General features: G+C 71.5%; 17 protein-coding genes and 1 pseudogene. 6 read left to right on the top strand and 12 right to left on the bottom strand.

What is annotated here, in order from left to right:
- Window positions 1-141: 141 nt before the first annotated feature.
- From J0911_RS03930 to secA, 12 genes and pseudogenes are all read right to left on the bottom strand, one after another.
- Entirely contained in the window at window positions 142-564 is a 423-nt protein-coding gene (locus J0911_RS03930; protein WP_207274160.1) for a Cg1360 family ATP-synthase-associated protein, read from the bottom strand.
- Window positions 557-1,810: an MraY family glycosyltransferase gene (locus J0911_RS03925; protein WP_207274159.1), complete on the bottom strand. Its 1,254-nt coding sequence runs from the start codon at window positions 1,808-1,810 to the stop codon at window positions 557-559. Before J0911_RS03925 ends, J0911_RS03930 begins: the two co-directional genes overlap by 8 nt.
- Window positions 1,807-2,472 (bottom strand): L-threonylcarbamoyladenylate synthase, encoded by a 666-nt coding sequence (locus tag J0911_RS03920; RefSeq protein WP_207274158.1) that lies wholly within the window; start codon window positions 2,470-2,472, stop codon window positions 1,807-1,809. Before J0911_RS03920 ends, J0911_RS03925 begins: the two co-directional genes overlap by 4 nt.
- A 13-nt stretch (window positions 2,473-2,485) precedes the next feature.
- Window positions 2,486-3,481, bottom strand: coding sequence for a peptide chain release factor N(5)-glutamine methyltransferase (prmC, locus tag J0911_RS03915; RefSeq protein ID WP_207274157.1), 996 nt, complete (start codon window positions 3,479-3,481; stop codon window positions 2,486-2,488).
- 85 nt (window positions 3,482-3,566) lie between these two features.
- Window positions 3,567-4,667: a peptide chain release factor 1 gene (gene prfA, locus J0911_RS03910; protein WP_207274156.1), complete on the bottom strand. Its 1,101-nt coding sequence runs from the start codon at window positions 4,665-4,667 to the stop codon at window positions 3,567-3,569.
- 236 nt (window positions 4,668-4,903) lie between these two features.
- Window positions 4,904-5,119, bottom strand: coding sequence for a 50S ribosomal protein L31 (rpmE, locus tag J0911_RS03905; protein WP_123813364.1), 216 nt, complete (start codon window positions 5,117-5,119; stop codon window positions 4,904-4,906).
- Between the two features lie 92 nt (window positions 5,120-5,211).
- Complete coding sequence (rho, locus tag J0911_RS03900) at window positions 5,212-7,128, bottom strand: transcription termination factor Rho (protein ID WP_307864899.1); 1,917 nt, start codon at window positions 7,126-7,128, stop codon at window positions 5,212-5,214.
- Window positions 7,129-7,425: 297 nt separating this feature from the next.
- Window positions 7,426-8,400, bottom strand: coding sequence for a homoserine kinase (thrB, locus tag J0911_RS03895; protein ID WP_207274182.1), 975 nt, complete (start codon window positions 8,398-8,400; stop codon window positions 7,426-7,428).
- An 81-nt stretch (window positions 8,401-8,481) separates the two neighbouring features.
- Window positions 8,482-9,564, bottom strand: coding sequence for a threonine synthase (gene thrC, locus J0911_RS03890; protein ID WP_207274181.1), 1,083 nt, complete (start codon window positions 9,562-9,564; stop codon window positions 8,482-8,484).
- A 20-nt stretch (window positions 9,565-9,584) separates the two neighbouring features.
- Window positions 9,585-10,868 (bottom strand): homoserine dehydrogenase, encoded by a 1,284-nt coding sequence (locus J0911_RS03885; protein WP_207274155.1) that lies wholly within the window; start codon window positions 10,866-10,868, stop codon window positions 9,585-9,587.
- 16 nt (window positions 10,869-10,884) lie between these two features.
- Window positions 10,885-11,148, bottom strand: a complete 264-nt coding sequence (locus J0911_RS21335) for an SEC-C metal-binding domain-containing protein (protein ID WP_443677262.1) — start codon at window positions 11,146-11,148, stop codon at window positions 10,885-10,887.
- A 233-nt stretch (window positions 11,149-11,381) separates the two neighbouring features.
- Window positions 11,382-13,875: pseudogene (gene secA, locus J0911_RS03880) on the bottom strand (preprotein translocase subunit SecA); the annotation flags it as partial.
- A gap of 207 nt (window positions 13,876-14,082) precedes the next feature.
- On the opposite strand from secA, the gene J0911_RS03875 reads away from it, so the two are divergent.
- The 6 genes from J0911_RS03875 to J0911_RS03850 all read left to right on the top strand — a co-directional run bounded on the left by J0911_RS03875 (window position 14,083) and on the right by J0911_RS03850 (window position 21,894).
- Window positions 14,083-15,777 carry a cation:proton antiporter domain-containing protein gene (locus J0911_RS03875; protein ID WP_207274153.1) on the top strand — a complete coding sequence of 565 codons (1,695 nt, stop codon included), beginning with the start codon at window positions 14,083-14,085 and terminating at the stop codon, window positions 15,775-15,777.
- Between the two features lie 89 nt (window positions 15,778-15,866).
- Window positions 15,867-16,757: a ComF family protein gene (locus J0911_RS03870; RefSeq protein ID WP_307864898.1), complete on the top strand. Its 891-nt coding sequence runs from the start codon at window positions 15,867-15,869 to the stop codon at window positions 16,755-16,757.
- Between the two features lie 207 nt (window positions 16,758-16,964).
- Window positions 16,965-17,609, top strand: a complete 645-nt coding sequence (gene hpf / locus J0911_RS03865) for a ribosome hibernation-promoting factor, HPF/YfiA family (protein ID WP_207274152.1) — start codon at window positions 16,965-16,967, stop codon at window positions 17,607-17,609.
- Between the two features lie 120 nt (window positions 17,610-17,729).
- A complete protein-coding gene (mtrA, locus tag J0911_RS03860; RefSeq protein ID WP_207274151.1) occupies window positions 17,730-18,410 on the top strand; it encodes an MtrAB system response regulator MtrA in 681 nt (226 codons plus the stop codon).
- Window positions 18,410-20,137, top strand: coding sequence for an MtrAB system histidine kinase MtrB (mtrB, locus tag J0911_RS03855; RefSeq protein ID WP_207274150.1), 1,728 nt, complete (start codon window positions 18,410-18,412; stop codon window positions 20,135-20,137). The genes mtrA and mtrB overlap by 1 nt, the downstream gene beginning before the upstream one ends.
- Entirely contained in the window at window positions 20,137-21,894 is a 1,758-nt protein-coding gene (locus tag J0911_RS03850; protein ID WP_207274149.1) for an LpqB family beta-propeller domain-containing protein, read from the top strand. The genes mtrB and J0911_RS03850 overlap by 1 nt, the downstream gene beginning before the upstream one ends.
- Window positions 21,895-21,936: the final 42 nt, after the last annotated feature.

The raw sequence follows: 21,936 nt of genomic DNA, 5'->3' as shown, positions 1-21,936 counted from the left end.
CGATTGGCGGAACGGGCGCGCCGTCGGGCCTGGCCGTCATGGATTCGCGAGTAGCCTAACGTATGTTTGCCGCCTTCAGAGCCTTCAAAGGCAGTGGGCAGGCCCCTTGTGACGAATTGCGCAATGGGATGTCAGGTCGCCTCACGCATCGGTGTAGGGCACCCGGCCTCCGCGCACCGCACGGTAGTCGAGCAGGGCCGAGCCCACCGCACCGATCAGCAGCACCACGAACAGCACGACGCGGTCGTAGAAGTCCTGGCCACGCAGCAGAACGAGCACCACGACCAGCACGACCATCTTGCCCAGCCAGCTCCCCATCACCACGGCGCCCATCGTGGCGGGCGGCTTCCCGATGGTCTGCGCCATCGACCACACCGTCACGCCGGAGAAGAAGGCGGCCAGCGCGGCACCCAGGAGCGCGCCCCACACGCCTGCCGTTCCTGCCGCGAGGTAGCCCACCACGGAGCCGACCACGGCGAGGCCCGCCACCAGCAGGCCGCCGTCGCGCAGGGCCGTGCGCAGCACCGCGCGCTCGGACTCGTGGACGTCAGGGGTCTCAGACATTGCTCTCCTCGTTCTTCACGGTGTGCCCCGGGGGCACCACCTGTGCGGTCGCGACGGCTCGCGCGCCCACGACGTCGGCCTGCGGTGCGGCAGCGGGCACCGGCGGCTGCGAACGGTCCCGCGCCGCTCGCTGCAGTGCGGCGTCGTCGTCCAGGAAGCGGCCCCGGTGACGCAGGGGGCCCATCGTCACCACGAGCGCGATCAGGACCGCCACCGCGGTGCACGACATCACGACGCGCCAGTTCCACTCCACGAGCGCCGCCGCACCGAATGCGAACACCGCCGTCCAGACGTACAGGATCAGCACGGCACGCCGGTGGGAGTGGCCGAGGGCGAGCATCCGGTGGTGGAGGTGCAGCCGGTCGGGAGCCATGGGCGACTTCCCGGCGGCGAGACGGCGTACGACGGCCATGGCCATGTCGGTCAGCGGCAGCATGAGGACACCGACGGGCAGCAGCAGGGGGAACAGTGCGGGGATCGCGGCGACGCCGGTCATGACGTCGGGCTTGATGTTGCCGGTCACGGTGATCGCCGCCCCGGCCATGACCAGGCCGAGCACCATCGATCCGGAGTCGCCCATGAAGATCCGCGACGGGAAGAAGTTGTGCGGCAGGAAGCCGACACACACCCCCACCAGCACGGCCATCATCATGGCCGCGAGCGACGCGTAGTTCTCGGGCGTGTCCTCGGCCGTGAGGCGGTACGTGTACAGGAAGAAGGCCGCGCCACCGATGGCGATGATGCCCGCGGCCAGACCGTCCAGCCCGTCCACGAAGTTCACCGCGTTCATGGCGATCACGACGATGAGCACGGTGGCGATCAGCGACAGGCGCGACGACGGGATCGTCAGCCCGCCGGGCGTGGGGATGGTGACGAGCTGGACCTCGTTGAGCGCCATGAAGCCGGCGGCGAGGACCTGCCCCGCGAGCTTGGTCAGCCAGTCGAGGTCCCAGACGTCGTCGGCCCAGCCGAGCAGGCAGACGATGAGCGCGCCGCCCACGATGCCGAGGACCTGACGGTCCGCGAACACCCCCTCGAGGAACGGCATCCGCGAGGCCAGCAGCACCGCCACGACGATCCCGAGCATGATCGCCAGGCCGCCCGCCCGGGGCGTCGGCACCGAGTGCACGTCGCGGGCCCGGACGGCCGAGATGGCCGAGGTCCGCAGCGCCACCCATCGGGCGGCGGGCGTCGTCAGGAACGTGACCGCCGCGGCCACGAGCATCAGCAGCAGGTACACCCTCACGCGTCTTCCTCCAGGCCCAGCACGGGCGCCACCTCGCGCAGCGCCTCCGGCCCGACGGCCCCGGACCGTACCACGCGCAGCCGCTCCCCCGTGGCGTCGACGATGGTGGAGGCCGTCCCGCCGGGTGCGGCGCCCCCGTCCAGGTAGACCGAGACGGAGTCGCCGAGCTGCTCGACCGCCTCGTCGACGTCGATCGCCGCGGGACGACCGGACAGGTTCGCGCTCGACACCGCGAGCGGTCCCGTGCGGCGCAGCAGGGCGAGCGCGACCGGGTGGTCCGGCATGCGCAGCGCCACCGTGCCGTGGGTCTCGCCCAGGTCCCACTGCAGGGACGGCTGAGCCCGCAGGATGATGGTGAAGCCGCCGGGCCAGAACGCCTCGGCGAGGTCGCGGGCTTCCTCGGGCACGTCCGTGGCGAGCCCGTCGAGCGTGGCGGCGTCGCCGATCAGCACCGGCGGCGGCATCTGGCGGCCGCGGCCCTTGGCCGCGAGGAGGGCGGCGACGGCTTCCGAGTCGAAGGCGTCGGCCGCGATCCCGTAGACGGTGTCGGTGGGCAGCACCACGAGGCCACCGCGCGATATCGCGTTGACCGCCTCGTCGATCGCCGGCCCCCAGGTCTGCGGGTTCGTGGCATCGAGCGCAGGACGTGCAGGTACGGTCACGAGTCCCAGTCTTTCACGACCCGGGGGTGGATTCGTCCCGGGCAGCCCGCCGGGCCACCACCATGCGGGGACGTCCCGTGAGGTCGTCCCGTGTCGTGGCGGACTCGAACGCACCGGTCCGGTCCACCATCGCGCGCACGGCACCGGACTGGACCTCGGCGTGCTCCATGACGAACAGGCCGCCAGGTCGCAGGAGACGCGCCGCCGCGGCCACGATCCCGCGGGGCACCTCCAGACCGTCCGCGCCGAGGCCGTACAGCGCGACGGCCGGATCGTGCTCCGCGACCTCGACGTCGCGCGGGACGGCGTCGGGCGGGACGTACGGCGGGTTGGAGACGACGACGTCGACCGTGCCGTCGAGCACGCGCAGCGCGGTGCGCGCGTCACCCCGCACGAGCCGCACGAGGCCGCCGGTCCCACCGGTGGGCGGCCGGGGCGGTGCGGCACTCACCGCGTCGATGTTGCGAACCGCCCAGGCATGGGCGCGGGCGTCCAGCTCGACGGCGTGCACCCGGCTCCCGGGCACCTCCGTGGCGACGGCGAGCGCGATCGCCCCGGACCCGGTGCACAGATCGACGACGACGGGCCCCCGGGCCGCCGCGTCGCGGGCCGGTTCCGCCCCCGGACCGGCCGAGTCCGCGCGCCCGTACCGGCCCGGTGCGACGGCGAGACCGGCGGCCTCGTCGATCGCCACCTGGGCGACCTGCTCGGTCTCCGGCCGGGGAACGAAGACCCCCGGCCCGACGGCCAGGGTGAGATACCGGAAGTGGGCCACGCCGGTCAGGTGCTGCAGCGGCTCACGCGCCGCACGCCGCGCGACGACGTCGTGGAAGCGTGACCGCGCGTCGTCGGCCACCGGGGCACCGAGTACCGCGCGGCGCCGGACCTCGCCGGGGTCGACGCCGAGGACGTACGCCAGCAGCAGCTCGGCATCGACGCGCGGTGATCCCACACCGCTGCCGGACAGGACTCGCGCCGCGTCGGTGATCAGCTGGTCGGTCGTGCTCATCGGGTCTCGACGTCTCCGGAGGGGCGAACGGCCGCCGGCTCCTGGTGGGCCCGGGTGGACGCGGCCCCCTCGGGTACCGGCAGGCTCACGCCTCTCCCGCCTCCGCCAGGCGCGCGGCCTCGTCCGCCTCGATCGCCGAGCGGACCACCGGTTCCAGGTCACCGTCGAGAACCTGGTCCAGGTTGTAGGCCTTGTAGCCGGTGCGGTGGTCCGCGATCCGGTTCTCCGGGAAGTTGTACGTCCGGATCCGTTCGGAACGGTCCACCGTCCGCACCTGCGAACGACGCAGGTCCGCGGCCTCGGCGGCGGCGGCCTCCTGCTGCGCGGCGAGCAGTCGTGCCCGGAGCACCCGCATCGCCGCCTCGCGGTTCTGCAGCTGCGACTTCTCGTTCTGCATCGACACCACGATGCCGGTCGGCAGGTGCGTGATGCGGACCGCGGAGTCGGTGGTGTTGACGGACTGACCGCCCGGGCCGGAGGACCGGTACACGTCGATGCGCAGGTCGTTCTGGTCGATCTCGATCTCTCCCGGGTCGTCCACCTCCGGGAACACCAGCACGCCCGCGGCGGACGTGTGGATACGCCCCTGCGACTCGGTGACCGGGACCCGTTGCACGCGGTGCACGCCGCCCTCGTACTTCAGATTGGCCCACACGCCCTCGGACGGGTCCTCGACGGCCTTCGCCTTGACCGCCACCTGCACGTCCTTGTAGCCGCCCAGTTCGGTGCGGTTCTCGTCGAGCACCTGGGTGGACCACCCGCGGCGCTCGGCGAAGCGGAGGTACATGCGCAGGAGGTCGCCGGCGAACAGCGCGGACTCGTCGCCCCCCTCGCCGGCCTTGATCTCGAGGATCGCGTCCCGGCCGTCGTCCGGGTCACGCGGGATCAGGACCCTGCGCAGCCGCTCGGCGGCCTCCGTCTCGGCCGCCCGGAGATCGGGGAGCGCATCGGCGAACTCCGGGTCACCGCCGTCCTCGAGCGCGGCGAGCTCCTCGGCCGTCTCACGGTCCTCGCGCGCCCGCTGGAAGGCCCGGTGCGCCGACACCACCTGGTTGAGTTCGGCGTACCTCCGCCCCAGGCTTCGCGCGCGGCCCTGGTCCGCGTGCACCGCGGGGTCTGCCAGAGCCCGCTCGATCTCGGCGTGCTCCTCGAGCAGCGGTCCGACGGCGGAGAACTGCTCGGTCACCTTGTCACCTCGGGTCGGGCTGGGTCGGACGGGTCGGGCTGATCGGGCTGGTCGGCACCGCACGCGGGCCGCCGGCTCGCCGGCCGGTTCGTGCGCGGACGAGTCGTGCCGCCGGTCGGCGTCGCAGCGGGCAGAAGCGCCGGACCGGCGGTCGACAAGACAGCAGCGCCGACGGTCCCGCGCTCCGACTGCCCCTGGAGAGGTTGTCGGTGCGGGTCCGCCGGCGCTGCGAGGTGCTACTTGGCGGTCTTCTTGCCGTAGCGCGCCTGGAACCGGGCCACGCGGCCACCGGTGTCGAGGATCTTCTGCTTGCCCGTGTAGAACGGGTGGCAGGCGCTGCACACGTCGGCGTTGATCTTGCCGGACGTCTCGGTGCTGCGGGTCACGAAGGTGTTCCCGCAGGTGCAGGTCACCTCGGTGACGACGTACTCGGGGTGGATACCGGACTTCATGGGGATGCTCCTTGGTCAGAGGCTGCCGGGTCGCCCCGCTGATCGCGGGCCGTGAAGCGGCAGACCGAGGATCTATTGTGCCAGACCGCGGACTACACGGTCTCGCCGGGCTGCTCGTCGGTCAGCTTGCCCGGTGTCGTCTTCTGCACCTCCATGAGGAACTCGACGTTGGACCGGTGCTCCTTGAGCTTGCCCAGCAGCAGTTCGGTGGCCTGCTGCGTGTCGAGTGCACCCATGACGCGGCGCAGCTTGTAGACGATCGAGAGCTCTTCCTTCGACATGAGGATCTCCTCACGCCGGGTGCTCGACGCGTTGACGTCGATCGCCGGGAAGATGCGCTTCTCGGCCAGAGAACGCGAGAGCCGCAGCTCCATATTCCCGGTGCCCTTGAACTCCTCGAAGATCACCTCGTCCATCTTGGAGCCGGTCTCCACGAGGGCCGTGGCGAGGATCGTGAGCGAGCCGCCGTTCTCGATGTTGCGGGCCGCGCCGAAGAACTTCTTGGGCGGGTAGAGCGCGGCGGCGTCCACACCACCGGACAGGATTCGTCCCGAGGCCGGGGCCGCCAGGTTGTACGCACGGCTCAGGCGGGTGATGCCGTCGAGCAGCACGACGACGTCCTGGCCCAGCTCCACGAGCCGCTTGGCCCGCTCGATGGCGAGCTCGGCGACCAGGGTGTGGTCCGAGGCGTGGCGGTCGAACGTCGAGGAGATGACCTCGCCCTGCACGGACCGCGAGAAGTCGGTGACCTCCTCCGGCCGCTCGTCCACCAGCACCACCATGAGGTGGACCTCGGGGTTGTTGCTGGTGATCGAGTTGGCGATCTGCTGCATCATCAGCGTCTTGCCGGCCTTCGGCGGGGCCACGATGAGGCCGCGCTGGCCCTTGCCGATCGGGGCGACGATGTCGATCACGCGCGGCGTGAGCTTCGTCGCCTCGGGGTTCTCCAGGCGCAGTCGCTCCTGCGGGTACAGCGGCGTGAGGTTGCCGAACTCGGGTCGGCCCTTCGCCTCGTCCGGCGTCATGCCGTTGACGGTGTCGAGCCGGACCAGCGCGTTGAACTTGTTCCGCGCGTTCTTGCCCGACGGCGGCTCCTCGCCCTCACGGGGCTGGCGCACGGCACCGGTGATCGCGTCTCCGCGGCGCAGGCCGGACTTCTTCACCTGGTTGAGCGACACGTACACGTCGTTGGGGCCCGCCAGGTAGCCCGACGTCCGGACGAACGCGTAGTTGTCCAGGATGTCGAGGATGCCGGCCACGGGCAGCAGCACGTCGGTCTCGTTGACCTCGACGCTCTCGAGGTCCATGTCCGGACCCTGGCCGCGGCCGCGGCGCTTGCGGTCACGGCCGCGGTCACGGCCCCGGCGCCGGCGGGAGCCGCGCTCGTCGTCCCGGTTGCCGTCCGCGCGCGGACCGTCGTTGCGCGGGCCGGTGTCCCGCTGGCGGGTGTCACGACGTGCCTCTCCGCGGCCGCCACCGTCCCGGGCACCGCCCTCGCGTCCGGTGGAGCCGGTGCGGTCCTGCTTGGGCTGGCGGTTCTGGCCCTGGCGGCTGCCGGCGTCGCCGTTCGGCTGGCCGTCCTCGGCGGGTGCGCTCTGCTCACGCCCCGCGCGCCGCGAGCGCGGCTGCGCGACGGCCTCGGCGAGCTCGGCGAGGCGAGCGGCACGATCGTCGCCGGACGGCGCGGAGTCGGTGTCGGGGGTCGCACCCGCCGTCGCGGGAGCGACGGCGGTCGCCACGGACCCTCCCGCCGCGGCCGCGGCAGGAGCCGTGGGCTCGGCCGACTGCGGTGCGCTCGCCTTCTTCTGCGCGGGTCGACGGCGCGACGTTGCGCCGCCGCCGGAGACGGGCTCACCGGTGGTGGTTCGGATGGCCTCGACGAGATCGCTCTTGCGCATCTTCGAGATGCCCTTGACGCCGAGCTCGGAGGCGAGCGACTGAAGCTCTGCCAGGCGCATGGTGCTCAGTGAGCCACTTGCCGGCTTGGCGTTATCGGTGGTGTCTGTCACGAAGGACCCTTCCCCCTCGGAACTGCGGCCTGCTCTTCTGGGAGGCCGCATCGGCGGTGCGCCCACCTGAGAACGGGCGCTGAAAACCTCGCATCAGTGGTACGACGTCGGCTGACGGGGGCAGTTGTCGGCCTGAGATGCGGCGGCCGAACGAGCTCGCGCACACGAACACAGTGTGGGCGGTGGTGGTTCGGCCTTGCTCACGGGTTCGCGGCGTGATGACTCACATGATGCCGCTTTCAATCCCGAAAGGCTCACTGCATCCTACCACCTCGTCAAGGCTTGGTATCTGGGAACTCAGGCCCTTTTTTCCCGAGTCGCCGGCACGGACGATAACGCATCCGGGTGACCGGAAAGTCTCCGCGCCCTGGCGCCGGCGGTGTCGATCCCGGGCCGGAGCACACGCCAGCCCGCGGTCTCGTCGACGACTGCGGCGAGAACGGCGTCCCTGCGCACGACATCCCGGCCGGCGGCGAGTACCAGCACCGACGGACCCGCGCCCGAGATCGTCGCCGCGATCCCTTCAGCGCGCAGCGAACGCAGCAGTTCGCTCGACTCCCCCAGCACCTCTCCCCGGTAGGACTGGTGCAGCCTGTCCTCGGTGGCCTCCAGGAGCAGCTCCGGCCGCCGTGCCAGGGCCTCGACGAGCAGTGCCGCGCGGCCCACCGTGAACGCGGCGTCCGCATGGGCCACCCGGTCGGGCAGCGCGGCCCGGGCCCGCGAGGTCTCCAGGCGGGCCTCGGGCACGATCACGGTCGCCTCGATCGCCGGGTCGACCTCCAGGTCCACGGCTCGCGGCCCGTCGTCACCGGTCCACGCGACCGTCGCGCCCCCGGCGATGGCCGGTGCGGCGTTGTCGGGGTGGCCCTCGAACTCCGTGGCGAGCCGCAGGACCGTCGCGGCGTCGATCGCACGAGGGTCGGCCAGCAGAGCACGGGCCGCCACGATGCCCGCGACCACCGCCGCCGAGGACGATCCCATCCCCCGCCCGTGCGGGATCACGTTCCGGCACGTCATGTGGATCCCGGTCGGCGTGGCCCCCGCGAGGTCGAGTGTCCGGCGCAGGGCGCGCACCACGAGGTGCTCCTCACCGAGGGGCACCTCACCGGCCCCCTCGCCCTCCACGTCGACGACCACCTCGTCGGCGGCCACGAGACGTACCTCGACCTCGTCGTGGACGGCGAGAGCGAGTCCCAGGGCGTCGTACCCCGGGCCGAGGTTGGCGCTCGTCGCGGGCACCCGGACCACCACGTGGTCGGCACCGAGCTGCATCTGGTCTACCTTCTGGATCATTCCGGTCCGTCGCTCCCGCGCCGGTGGTGCCGGAGCGGGGAACCCCGGTCCGTCGCTTGCTCAGTCGAGCCCGAGGGCCGTGGCGATGGTGACGACATCCGCGCCCACCTTGGTCGGGGTGACGTCGCCCCCGTCGGGCGTGCGGAGCGCCCAGCCGGGATCCTTGAGCCCGTGACCCGTCACGGTGATCACGATGCGCGCGCCGGCGGGCACGAGGCCACGTCCCGCGCGCGCCAGCACCCCCGCGACTCCCGCGGCGGACGCGGGCTCCACGAAGACGCCGACCTCGGCGGACAGGATCCGGTGGGCGGCGAGGATCTCCTCGTCGGACACGGCTTCGATGACGCCGCCGGACGTGTCCCGCGCCTCGACGGCCTGCTGCCAGGAGGCCGGGTTGCCGATGCGGATCGCGGTGGCCACCGTTTCCGGCTGGTCCACCGGGTGACCCTTGACGATCGGCGCGGCGCCGGCCGCCTGGAACCCCCACATCGCCGGGGTGCGGGACGCCGCCACCGGGCCCGCGGACGGGTCCGCGTACTCGGTGTAGCCCTTCCAGTAGGCCGTGATGTTGCCCGCGTTCCCGACCGGCAGGACGTGGATGTCCGGTGCGTCGCCCAAGGCGTCGACCACCTCGAACGCGGCGGTCTTCTGCCCCTCGATGCGGTCGGGGTTCACCGAGTTCACCAGCTCGACCGGGTAGGCCTCGGCCAGTTTCCGTGCCGCGACCAGGCAGTCGTCGAAGTTTCCGTCCACCTGCAGCAGCTGGGCTCCGTGCGCGATGGCCTGGCTGAGCTTCCCCATGGCGATCTTGCCGTCCGGTACGAGTACCGCGCAGGCCATCCCGGCCCGCGTGGCGTACGCCGCGGCCGATGCGGAGGTGTTGCCGGTGGAGGCGCACACCACCGCCTTCGCCCCCCGGGCGGCCGCGGCCGAGATCGCCGTCGTCATCCCGCGGTCCTTGAACGAGCCGGTCGGGTTCATGCCCTCGAACTTGACGTACACCTCGGCGCCCACGCGGTCACCGATCGCCGGGGCCGGGATCAGCGGAGTGCCGCCCTCGCCGAGCGTGACGACATGGGTCGTGAGGTGCTCCGGGAGGCGGTCGGCGTACTCGTGGATCACACCACGCCACTGATGGGCGATGGGGGCAGCGACGGTCATCTTCATCCCTCGACTCGCAGGACCGACATGATCCGGCGGACGGACTCGAGCCCGTCCACCGCGGCGACCGTGGCCGCCAGGGAGGCCTCGCGCGCGGAGTGCGTCGTGAGGACGAGTGTGGCGCTGCCGCTGGTGGCTGCCGTCTGGCTCACCGTCTCGATCGAGACGCCGTGGTCGCCCAGCACGCCGGCCACCTCGGCAAGACCGCCGGGACGGTCGGCCACCTCGAGGCGAACCTGGTAGCGGGTGACGGCGGCGTCCTGCGGCAGCACCGGCAGGGCGGCATAGGTGGACTCCTGCGGCCCCTTGCCGCCGAGCACACGGTGCCGGCCGGCGGAGACGATGTCGCCCAGCACGGCCGACGACGTCGGACGCCCGCCCGCCCCCTGGCCGTAGAACATCAGCGGACCGGCCGCGTCCGCCTCGACGAACACCGCGTTGAACGCCCCGCGGACGTTCGCCAGGGGGTGGTCCTTCGGGACCAGCGCCGGGTGCACGCGCGCGGAGACGCCCTCGGAGGTGCGCTCCGCGATCGCGAGGAGCTTCACGCAGTAGCCGGTGCGGTCGGCCCACTCCACGTCCTCGGCCGTGACGCCGGAGATGCCTTCGCACGCGACGTCCTTCATCCGCACCCGGGTGTGGAACGCCAGGCTGGCGAGGATGGCCGCCTTCGCCGCGGCGTCGTGTCCCTCGACGTCGGCGGTGGGATCGGCCTCGGCGTACCCGAGCTCCTGTGCCTGTTTCACGGCGACGTCCAGTTCGAGGCCGTGCGTCGACATCTGGTCCAGCACGTAGTTCGTGGTGCCGTTGACGATGCCGAGCACGCGGGTGATGTCGTCACCGGCGAGCGACTCCCGCAGCGGGCGGACGATCGGGATCGCGCCCGCCACGGCGGCCTCGCCGTGGATGTCGACGCCCGCGGCGTCGGCCGCCTCGTAGAGCGACGGGCCGTCGTCGGCCAAGAGGGCCTTGTTCGCGGTGACGACGGCGGAACCACTCTCGATGGCCCGCAGCAGCAGGGACCGCGCGGGCTCCAGCCCGCCCATCAGCTCGACCACGACGTCGGCCTGGTCGACGAGCGCCTCGGCATCCTCCGTGAACAGGTCGCGCGGGATCGCGATGTCACGCGGCGCGTCGACGGTGCGCACGGCGATGCCGGCGATCTCCAGCGGCGCCCCGACGCGTGCCGAGAGGTCCTCCTGGTCGTACAGGAGCGTCTTCGCGACCTGGGTGCCGACGACTCCGCAACCGAGCAGGGCGACGCGCAACGGTCGGGGTTCGGTCATCGGTACTCGCGTCTCCTCAAGCGTCGTTCAGGCCGTGACAGGCCTTGTACTTCTTCCCCGAACCACAGGGGCACTGCGCGTTGCGCGGCGTGCCCGGGAAGGTCCGCGTGTCCTCCGGGCCGGACGACGCCGGCTCGGGCGTGCCGGTGGCGGCACGGCGTCCGCGGCGGGTCCCCGGTCCCTGGACGAAGGCGGAACCGCTGCCGTCGTCACTGGGCGCACTGTACGTCAACGGGGTGCGGCGGGGAGCTTCCAGTCCACGAGCCTGCAGCACGGGCATCGGCTGCGTCTCCGTCGGCTCCGGCTGACCGGTGCCGAGGCGGCCGCCGCGCGGCGGAACCTTCTCGTCCCGGCCCACGGGTGTCATGACGCTCGTCATGCCGCTCGCCCCGGGAACTCCCGCGGCGTCGGTCGCACCCTGGCCGGGGGCCGCCGCCGGAACGCCGTCGGCGACGGCGCCCGCCACCGCGCCGGCGACGGCGGCTTCCTGCTGGCCGCCGTCAGCCTGCTGCACGGTCACCTCGAGGTTGAACAGGAAGCCGACGGACTGCTCCCGGATCGCGTCCTTCATCGCCTCGAAGAGCTGGAACCCCTCGCGCTGGTACTCCACCAAGGGGTCGCGCTGCGCCATGGCGCGCAGACCGATGCCCTCCTTGAGGTAGTCCATCTCGTACAGGTGCTCGCGCCAGTTGCGGTCGGTCACCGACAGCACGACCCTGCGCTCCAGCTCCCGCATCGCGGCGGAGCCCAGCTCCTCCTCGCGTGCGGCGTAGGCGACCCGCGCGTCCGAGAGGATCTCCTCGAGCAGCAGCTCACGACTGACGCTGCCCGGCCCGCCCGCCTCGGAGACCACGTCATCGACCGTGATCGACACCGGGTAGACGTTGCGCAGCGCCGTCCACAGGCCGTCGAGGTCCCACTCCTCGGGTGCGCCCTCGGCGGTGGCCGCCGTGACGTACTGGGTGACGATGTCCGTGATGAAGTGCTGCACCTGCTCGTGCAGGTCCTCGCCGTCCAGCACCTTGCGCCGCTCGGCGTAGATGATGTCGCGCTGCCGGGACAGGACGTCGTCGTACTTGAGCACGTTCTTGCGGATCTCGAAGTTGCGCGACTCGACCTGCGCCTGCGCGGACTGGATGCCGCGGGTGACCATCTTGGACTCGAGCGGCATGTCGTCCGGGAAGCCCGCGCGGTGCATCATCGCCTCGGCCAGGCCGGAGTTGAACAGCCGCATGAGGTCGTCCTGCATGGACAGGTAGAACCGCGACTCGCCCGGGTCGCCCTGACGGCCGGAGCGACCGCGGAGCTGGTTGTCGATACGCCGCGACTCGTGACGTTCCGTGCCCAGCACGTACAGGCCGCCCAGCTGCGTCACCTCGTCGTGCTCGGCCGCCACGGCCTGCTGGGCCTGCTCCAGGGCCTGGGGCCATGCCGCCTCGTACTCGTCCGGGGTCTCCGCCGGGTCCAGGCCCTTCTCCGCGAGCGCCGCGACCGCGATGTGCTCGGCGTTGCCACCGAGCATGATGTCGGTACCGCGCCCGGCCATGTTCGTCGCCACGGTGACCGCGCCCTTGCGGCCCGCCATCGCGATGATCGACGCCTCGCGCTCGTGTTCCTTCGCGTTCAGGACGCTGTGGGGTACTCCGGCCTTCTTCAGCAGACCGGACAGCAGCTCCGACTTCTCGACACTGGTGGTGCCGACCAGCACCGGCTGGCCGACCGCGTGCCGCTCGACGATGTCCGCGACGACGGCGTTGAACTTGCCCTCCTCGTTCTTGTACACGAGGTCGGGCTCGTCGATGCGCTGCGGGGGCTTGTTGGTGGGGATCGGGACGACGCCGATCTTGTAGGTGCCCTGGAACTCCGCGGCCTCGGTCTCGGCCGTACCGGTCATGCCCGCGAGCTTGTCGTAGCGGCGGAAGTAGTTCTGCAGCGTGATCGTGGCGAGCGTCTGGTTCTCGGCCTTGATCTCGACGCCTTCCTTGGCCTCGATCGCCTGGTGCATGCCCTCGTTGTAGCGGCGCCCGGCGAGGATTCGGCCGGTGTGCTCGTCGACGATCATGACCTCGCCGTTCAGCACGACGTAGTCCTTGTCGCGCTTGAACAGCTCCTTGGCCTTGATGGCGTTGTTGAGGAAGCCGATCAGCGGGGTGTTGAGCGACTCGTAGAGGTTGTCGATGCCGAGGTAGTCCTCGATCTTGGCGATACCGGGCTCCAGGACGCCGACCGTGCGCTTCTTCTCGTCGACCTCGTAGTCCTGGCCGGGTACGAGCCGGCGCACGACCTTGGCGAACTCGACGTACCAGCGGTTGGCGTCGCCGGAGCCGGGACCGGAGATGATCAGCGGGGTCCGCGCCTCGTCGATGAGGATCGAGTCCACCTCGTCGACGATCGCGAAGTGATGACCGCGCTGCACCAGGTCACCGGGCGACCACGCCATGTTGTCGCGCAGGAAGTCGAAGCCGAACTCGTTGTTGGTGCCGTACGTGATGTCCGCCGCGTACTGCTCGCGGCGCTCCGCGGGCGTCTGGCCCGACACGATGATGCCGGTCGACATGCCGAGGAATCGGTAGACACGGCCCATGAGCTCGCCCTGGTACTTGGCGAGGTAGTCGTTCGTGGTGACGACGTGGACGCCCTTGCCCTCCAGGGCGTTGAAGTACGCGGCCGTGGTGGCGACCAGGGTCTTGCCCTCACCGGTGCGCATCTCGGCGATGTTGCCGAGATCGAGCGCGGCGCCGCCCATGATCTGCACGTCGAAGTGGCGCTGCCCCAGGGTGCGCCGGGCGGCCTCGCGCACGGCCGCGAACGCCTCGGCCCGGATCTCCTCGCGCGGGGTCCCCGCGGCGAGACGCTCCTTGAAGCGCTCCGTCTCCTCCCGCAGCTCGGCGTCGCTCAGCTCCTCGAAGCTCGGTTCGAGCCGGTTCACCTGCTCCGCGATGGAGTGCAGCTTCTTGAGCGTCCGGCCCTCGCCGAAGCGAAGGACCTTCTCGAGAATCGAGGGCACGCGGGTTCTCCCGGATCGGTCGGTGTGATACTGCCCACCAGTGGGCAAGGCCCATCGTAGGCCGTAAGGCTGGATGTTCGAACACAACGTTGTCAGGCGCGAATCGGTTACGCCGCATGGTTCGCTCAGGGGAGAACCGGCGCGCGGTCCCCTACGGCGACATCAGGGCGACAACGCCACGAAACGTTTCCCGCTTACGATCACCCCATGGTGACCGCGGCAACGTTCCTGCTCGTCACGACCGCGTTGGGCCTGGGTGCACACCTGCTCCGCCTCCCGCCGCTCGTGGGCTTCCTCGTGGCCGGGTTCGTGCTGCACGCGGCAGGATTCTCCGAACCCGGCTACCTGGAGACCGTCGCGGAGCTCGGCGTGACGCTCCTGCTGTTCGGCATCGGGCTCAAGCTGGACCTGCGCTCGCTGCTGCGCAAGGAGGTCTGGCTCACGACCTTCGCGCATCTGCTCGTCAGCGTCGCCATCGCCATCGGATTCCTCGGAGCGCTCGGCAGCATCGGCCTGTCGCTCCTGGCCGGCAAGGACTTCGGCACCCTCGCGCTCATCGGCCTCGCCCTGTCGTTCTCCTCGACCGTCTTCGTCGTGAAGGTGCTGGACGGACGCTCCGACCAGCGCGCCCTCTACGGGCGGATCGCCATCGGCGTACTGATCATGCAGGACCTCATCGCCGTCGTGTTCGTCTCGGTGACCGAGGAGGAGCCCCCGAGCCCCTGGGCACTCGCCCTCGTCCTGCTCGTCCCGGCCGCGTGGCTGTTGCGCAAGGCCTGGTCGCACATGGGCCACGGCGAACTGCAGGCGCTGTTCGGGATCGCCGTCGCACTCGGCCCGGGCTACGCGCTGTTCGACCTCGTCGGACTCAAGGGCGACCTCGGCGCCCTGGTCATGGGGGTGCTGCTGGCCGGGCACGCGAACAGCACGGAGCTCAGCCGCAACCTGTTCACCCTGAAGGAGCTGCTGCTCGTCGGTTTCTTCGTGTCCATCGGTTTCGCGGGCGAGCCCAGCGGCCAGACGATCGTCGTCGGCCTCCTGGTACTCCTCATGCTCCCGCTGCAGGGCCTCGTCACCGCCCTCCTGCTGCGCCTCATGCACCTGCGCAAGCGCACCGCGATCCTGACCGGCCTCGTCCTGACGAACTACTCCGAGTTCGGCCTTATCGTCGTGGCCGTCGGCGCGGAAGCCGGCCTCCTCGCCGAGGACTGGGTCGTCGTCCTCGCCGTCGCCGTCGCCCTCAGCTTCGTTCTCGCGTCGGCGCTCAACACCCGGGGCAACGAGATCGCCATCGCGCTCGCCAGCCGGTTCCCCTCCAAGCCGAACGACTGGCTGCACCGCGAGGAGCGCCTCATCGACGTCTCCGGCGCCGAGGCGCTCGTGCTGGGCATGGGACGCATCGGTCGCGGAGCGTTCCGTCAGCTCGCCGACGACTACGGCATGAACGTCATCGGCGTCGAGCACGACCCCGAACGCGTCGCCGCGCTACGAGCCGACGGGTACGCCGTCGTCCAGGCCGACGCCACCGACATCGAGTTCTGGGGACGTGTCCGCAGCACCGGCAACGTCCGCCTGGCGATCCTCGCGATGCCGTTCCACCAAGCCAACCTCATCGCCCTCGGACAGCTGCGCGCGGGCGAGTTCAGCGGCACCGTCGCCGCCGTCGCCAGGTACGACGACGACGTCGCCGAGCTGGGACGACACGGCGCCGACGCGGTGTTCCACCTCTACGGCACGGCAGGGCTCGCGCTCGCGGACCACGCGGTCGAGGCGGCGCTCGGCTACGACGCCGCCGAGGAGCTGCGGGACGCCCAGGCCGAGGCACGACGCGAGCCCGACGGTACGCCCGGACGGCGTGAGGCGGGCCGGAGCGAGGCAGGCCGCAGCGCCGAACCGCAGTAGGGCCGTGCGGCGGCCGGCGCGGCACCCGGCCCACCGTTTCACCCTGTGGACAACCGGCACCTGACCGCCCGGCCCGGCAGGCTGATCGCGTGCATCGAACCGGCCCCGTGCCCCAGGACGTCACGACGTCGCCGTCGTCTCCCGTGCCGCAACCGTTCGTCGACCTCACCAGGCTGCTGCTGCCGGTCGCCTGTCCGTGCGGCGAGCCCGACGTGCGCTGGTGCGGGCGATGCGCGGAACGGTTCGCCGGGCCACCGGTCCGGACGGAGCACGGAGCCGGGCGCCTCGATCGTCTCGACGGCGTCCCGCCGCTTCCCGTCTGGGCGCTGACGGCGTACACCGGCCCCGTGCGGGACGTCGTCGTCCACTGGAAGGACCGCGGCCGCGCGGACCTCGACCTCCTGCTCACCGGAGCGCTGCGCCGCGCCGCCCGCGATGTCGCGTCCTGGTCGTTGCCCGCACTCGGCGCCGGTGGCCCCTTCCTCTTCCCACCGGACGACTCGGCCGCCCGCGCGGGCGGTGCCTCACGGGCCGGACGGCGGAGCTTCGCCGGCCCCGCGGGGTCTCGTGGCGGTCCGGCGGAGGCCGTGCTCGCCGTCGTCCCCGTGCCCACGGCAGGACCGGCGCGGAGACGGCGGGCCCGGGACCCCGTCCGCGCGCTCGCCGCAGCCGTCGCCCGGGGCCTGGTCGACGGCGGTGCGCCGGCCCGGTCGGCGCCCGTCCTGCGTCGGCGCGCCACCCGCGACCAGGTCGGGCTCGGAGCCCGGGCACGCGGACGAAACCTCGCCTCGGCGGTGCGCGCGGTCCGTCGGCTGGATGGATGTGTCTGCATGCTGGTCGACGACGTCGTCACGTCCGGGGCGACTCTCGCTGCGAGCGAACAGGCCCTGGAATCGGCCGGCGCCGACGTGCTCGGAGCAATTGTGCTGGCAGCGACTCCGTCACCGAGCGACGGCCCCGGACGTGCGACGACATGCTGACGTCCAGTCAGCTCATGTCGCGTTGTTTACCTCTTATTGGGGCTGTCGCAAACTCCCGGTGCGGGGTTAGCCTGAGTTTCCCGAGGGGCTCAGCGGCTCCTCGACACCGCGACGGGGGGTGATCCATCCCGGCACCGCGACAGGTGCCCCACACAAGGCGGAATCCGGGCGCGCAACGCGCCCTCGACCCGAAGCGGAGACAGCAACATGGAGATCGTCGTCGTCGGCAGGCACACGGTGGTGGCGGACAAGTTCCGTCAGCAGGTGGAGGACAAGCTCTCCAAGGTCGAGCTCCTCTCCCCCACGGCCAGGCGGGTGGACGTGGAGGTCACGCACGAGAACAACCCGCGGATGGCCGAGCAGCGCGAGCGGGTGGAGCTCACGGTCCGGGCGAAGGGGCCCGTGATCAGGGCGGAGGCCGCGGCGGACGACCGTTTCGGCGCGCTCGACCTCGCGATCGACAAGCTCAACGAACGACTGCGCCGCGCACGCGACCGGCGCAAGCACCACCGGAACCACCGGCCGAACTCCCACACGACGACAACCCGCCCCCTCGACGACGACATCCTCACGCCCCGCGACCGTCCCGAGCCGCAGGTCTCGGCACCCGCGGCGCTCGCCGAGCCGGGCGACTCCGTGGAGACGACGATGGGCGACTCGCCCGTCGTCATCCGGCAGAAGCTGCACCACGCCGAGCCCATGACCCTCGACGACGCCGTCTACGAGATGGAGATGGTGGGCCACGACTTCTACCTGTTCATCGACAAGGAGACCGCACGCCCGTCCGTCCTCTACAAGCGCCAGGGGTGGTCGTTCGGCGTGATCCAGCTGGACGACGCCTGCGTCGGCTAGCTCGGGCGCCCGTGCGTCGACGCGGTGCGGGCCGGTGTCACCACCCGGCCCGCACCGCGTACGCGCCCCGCCGCGCCGATTCACCCGTGGCACCCGGGTGGACCTGGCACACTGGACGTCATGAAATCCCGCGTCCTGGTCGTGGATGACGACACCGCCCTGGCAGAGATGATCGGCATCGTGCTCCGGGGCGAGGGGCTCGAACCGATCTTCTGCACCGACGGTGACGAGGCCGTGACGGCCGCTCGCATGCACCAGCCCGACCTGATCCTGCTCGACGTCATGCTTCCCGGCAAGGACGGCGTGCAGGTCTGCCGCGAGGTCCGTGCCGAGTCCGGCGTGCCGATCATCATGCTCACCGCGAAGTCCGACACGGTCGACGTCGTCCTCGGCCTCGAGTCGGGGGCCGACGACTACATCTCCAAGCCGTTCAAGCCCAAGGAACTCGTGGCACGGGTCAAGGCGCGCCTGCGCCGTACCGAGGACCCCGGCCCCGAGCGGCTCCAGGTGGGCGACATCGACATCGACGTCACCGGCCACACCGTCACCCGGGACGGGAAGAAGATCGCCCTGACGCCGCTCGAGTTCGACCTGCTGGTCGAACTCGCGCGCAAGCCCTGGCAGGTCTTCACGCGCGAGGTCCTGCTCGAACGGGTGTGGGGCTATCGGCACAGCGCGGACACGCGCCTCGTGAACGTCCACGTCCAGCGCCTGCGTTCGAAGATCGAGCGCGACCCGGAGAACCCGGAGATCGTCCTGACGGTGCGCGGCGTCGGCTACAAGGCGGGTACCCCGCAATAATGCCCGGGGTCACGTCCTGGCCGCGCCGCGCCCTGATCCGCGCGCGCATCGCCGTGGTCCGCCTGGTACGCCGGGCGGTGCACGCCTTCCGCTCCTCCCTCCGGCTGCGCATCATGGCTTCGGCACTGGCCATCGGCGTCGTGGCGGTCGCCGCGCTGGGGCTGTACCTTTCGACGTCGGTCCGTGACGGCATGGTGGAGCGGCGGCTCGAGTCGATCGTGAACGAGAGCGCCGCCCTGACCGCCGACGCGAACCAGCAGTTCCGGAGTGCGGCCGTCGCGGACGAGCAGCAGGCGCAGCAGCTCATGAGCTCCGTGGCGGCACGGATCATGAGCAGCGCGTCGAACGTCGAGGCGGTGTTCGTCGTGCACCCTCTCGACACCCAGCCGCAGGTCAGCGATGTGATCATCCCGGACAGCATGGGCATCCAGCAGAACGCCCTGCTCACCGCGGACCTGCGCCGCGCCAACGCGGAGCTGCGGGAACGGGGCGGCACCACCGGCGAGCAGGTCATGCAGTTCACCGAGGTGCGGGACCCGGCGCAGGACGACGTCGCGCCCGGTGTCGTCGTCGGCACGTCACTGCAGGTGCCGCGGTTCGGCACGTACGAGATCTACTACCTGTACTCCCTGCAGGCCGAGCAGGAGACGTTGTCGTTCGTGCACCGGGTGCTCGGCATCGGGGCGGCGTTCGTTCTGCTGCTCATCGGGCTCATCACGGCCCTCGTCAGCCGTCAGACGGTGGCTCCCGTCACGCGGGCCGCGGGCGTGGCCGAGCGCCTCGCGGACGGCCATCTGGACGAGCGGCTGCCCGGCGTCACGGGCATCGACGAGATGGCGACGCTGTCCCGGTCGTTCAACGCGATGGCCGACAGCCTCCAGCAGCAGATCCAGCAGATGGAGGAGTTGTCGGCGGCGCAACGGCGGTTCGTCTCGGACGTGTCGCACGAGCTGCGCACCCCGCTGACGACGATCCGCATGGCCGGCGATGTCATCCATGGCGCGCGGGACCAGCTCAGCGCGGACGCGAGCCGCTCCGCGGAGCTGCTGACCGATCAGGTCGAACGCTTCGAGGGGCTGCTCGCCGATCTCCTGGAGATCAGCCGCTTCGACGCCGGTGCCGCGGTGCTCGACGCCGAACGGCGCGACCTGGGCGACGTCGTGATGTCGGTGGTGCAGATGGCGCGCCCGCTCGCGGAGAACAAGGACACGCCCGTGTCCGTCCAGTTGCCCGACGGCGACGCGGTGGCCGACATCGATCCCCGGCGCATCGAGCGCATCGTGCGCAATCTCGTCGTGAACGCGATCGAGCACTCCGAGGCCCGCCCGGTGGAGATCACGGTCGGCCAGGACGCCAACGCGGTCGCCGTCGTCGTGCGCGACTTCGGGGTCGGGATGACCAAGCCGCAGGTCGAGCACGTCTTCGACCGCTTCTGGCGGGCCGACCCGGCTCGCGCCCGCACCACGGGCGGCAGCGGGCTCGGACTCGCGATCGCCCAGGAGGACGCGCGCCTGCACGCCGGCCGCCTCGAGGTCTGGGGAAGGCCGGGGCGCGGCGCGAGCTTCCGGCTCACCCTGCCGCGGCGGGCCGGCATCCGGCTCGACTCGTCGCCGCTCCCGCTCGTACCGGACTCGCACGAGCCGCAGGTGACGACCGACCAGATCCCGGTCGTGCATCCGCCCGCGGGACCGTCCCCGACCACCATTCCCGACCTGGAGGTCCGCTGATGCGCGCCATGCACGTCACCGCCGGGCTGGCGGCGGTACTCGCCCTCCTGGTGCCGGTGGCCGGGTGCGCGTCGGTGCCGTCGTCGGGACCGGTCATGTCCCGTCAGGCCGATCCCGGCGACGAGGACGCCATCGGCTTCATCCCCCCGGAGCCCGCCGAGGACGCCGATCCCGCGGGACTCGTGCGCTCGTTCCTGCTCGCCGGCGGCTCGGGCTCCACCGCGACGACCCAGTACGAGCAGTACGACACGGCCCGGCTGTACCTGACGAACGACGTGCAGGAGACGTGGGCCCCGACGGAGAACGTCGTGGTCTACTCCGGCGCCCCCGACATCACCGTCCGGGCCGACGGCCTCGACGCGGCCGACGTCTCCGTCTCCGTGGACGCCGTCGCCCGCGTCGACGCGCACGGCATGTACACGGAGGCGTCGGTGGTGGCCCCGTTCACGACGAGCTTCTCGCTCACCCGCGGCGACGACGAGCAGTGGCGCATCGACGAGCTCGAGGACGGCATCTTCGTCCCCCAGCGTCAGTTCGCCAACCAGTTCAAGGCGACACGCCTGTACTTCCCGACCCGCGACCTGCGGGAGTGGGTACCCGACCAACGCTGGTTCCCGCGCAGCGCCTGGCGCACCAGTGCGGTCGCCGAGGTCCTGAGCGGCCCACCCGCCTGGCTCCAGGACGCCGTCGGTACGGCGGCTCCGGTCGGGACGCAGCTCGCCGTCCCGGCCGTCACCGACGACAGCGAGGGCGCCGTGGAGGTACGCCTCGGCACCGAGGTCGCGGACCTGGAGGAATCCGCGCGGGGGCTGCTCTTCGCGCAGCTCGAGGTCACCCTCTCCGACGGCGAGGTGCGCCCCGAGATCGCGCTGTACGCCGGCGACGCCCGGCTGAACGAGCCCGCGATCGACGAGCCGGACCTCCCGTCCACGCCGGGCGCCGCCATCGCGTTGTCGGGCGGGGAACTGTTCACGGTGTCCGACGACCGGCTGGCGGACTTCGAGCGCTCCGTCCATCTGGAGGATCTCGACCCGACGGCCATCGCCCTCGGACCCGGGGCCGCTCCCGTGGTCGTGCGCGACGGCAGGACCCGGATCCTGCGGGTCGCCGACGTCGGCAACGCCACGGGCCAGCAGGAGCTCCTGGCGGGAACCGCTCTCGTGGCGCCGTCCGTGGATCGCCACGGCTTCATCTGGTCCAGCGACGACCCGGGCGACGACGATTTCGACCCGTCGAAGGACGACGGGGAACTGCTCGTGGCCCACGAGTCGGGCACCCGGCACGACCGGAGCCCGGAGTGGCTGAGCGGCAGGCAGGTGATCGGGGTCCGTGTCGCCCCGGACGGGGCCCGGGTCGCGGTCGTGAGCCGCCGGGCGGGTACCACGTCGGTGCACGTCGCCGCCGTGGTGCGCGGCGAGAACGGGGAGCCCGACCAGCTCACCACGCCGCTGGAGGTCGGCACCTCCGTCACGGACGTGGTGTCCGCCCAGTGGTCCGGCGAGACGTCGCTCCTGCTGCTCACGCGCGACGACGAGGGCACCACCGCGATGTACGAGACCGGCGTGGGCGGCCTGTCGGACGACAGCGGGAGCACCGAGACCGTCCAGGAGCTGGCCGACGTGAGGACCCTGACCGCCGGCGTCACCGACGCCGGAGCACTGGCCCTCACCCGCGGCGGCGACCTGTACCAGGAGCGCACCACGGGCTGGGGCGACCCGATCGCCGAGGACATCACGGCCGTCACCTATCCGGGCTGATCCGGCCCGGACGGGCTGACCCGGTCACGACGAGCGACCGGG

Source organism: Myceligenerans salitolerans, assembly GCF_017349295.1.
GTDB lineage: Bacteria > Actinomycetota > Actinomycetes > Actinomycetales > Cellulomonadaceae > Myceligenerans > Myceligenerans salitolerans.
This window is presented reverse-complemented; position numbering and strand designations above follow the sequence as displayed.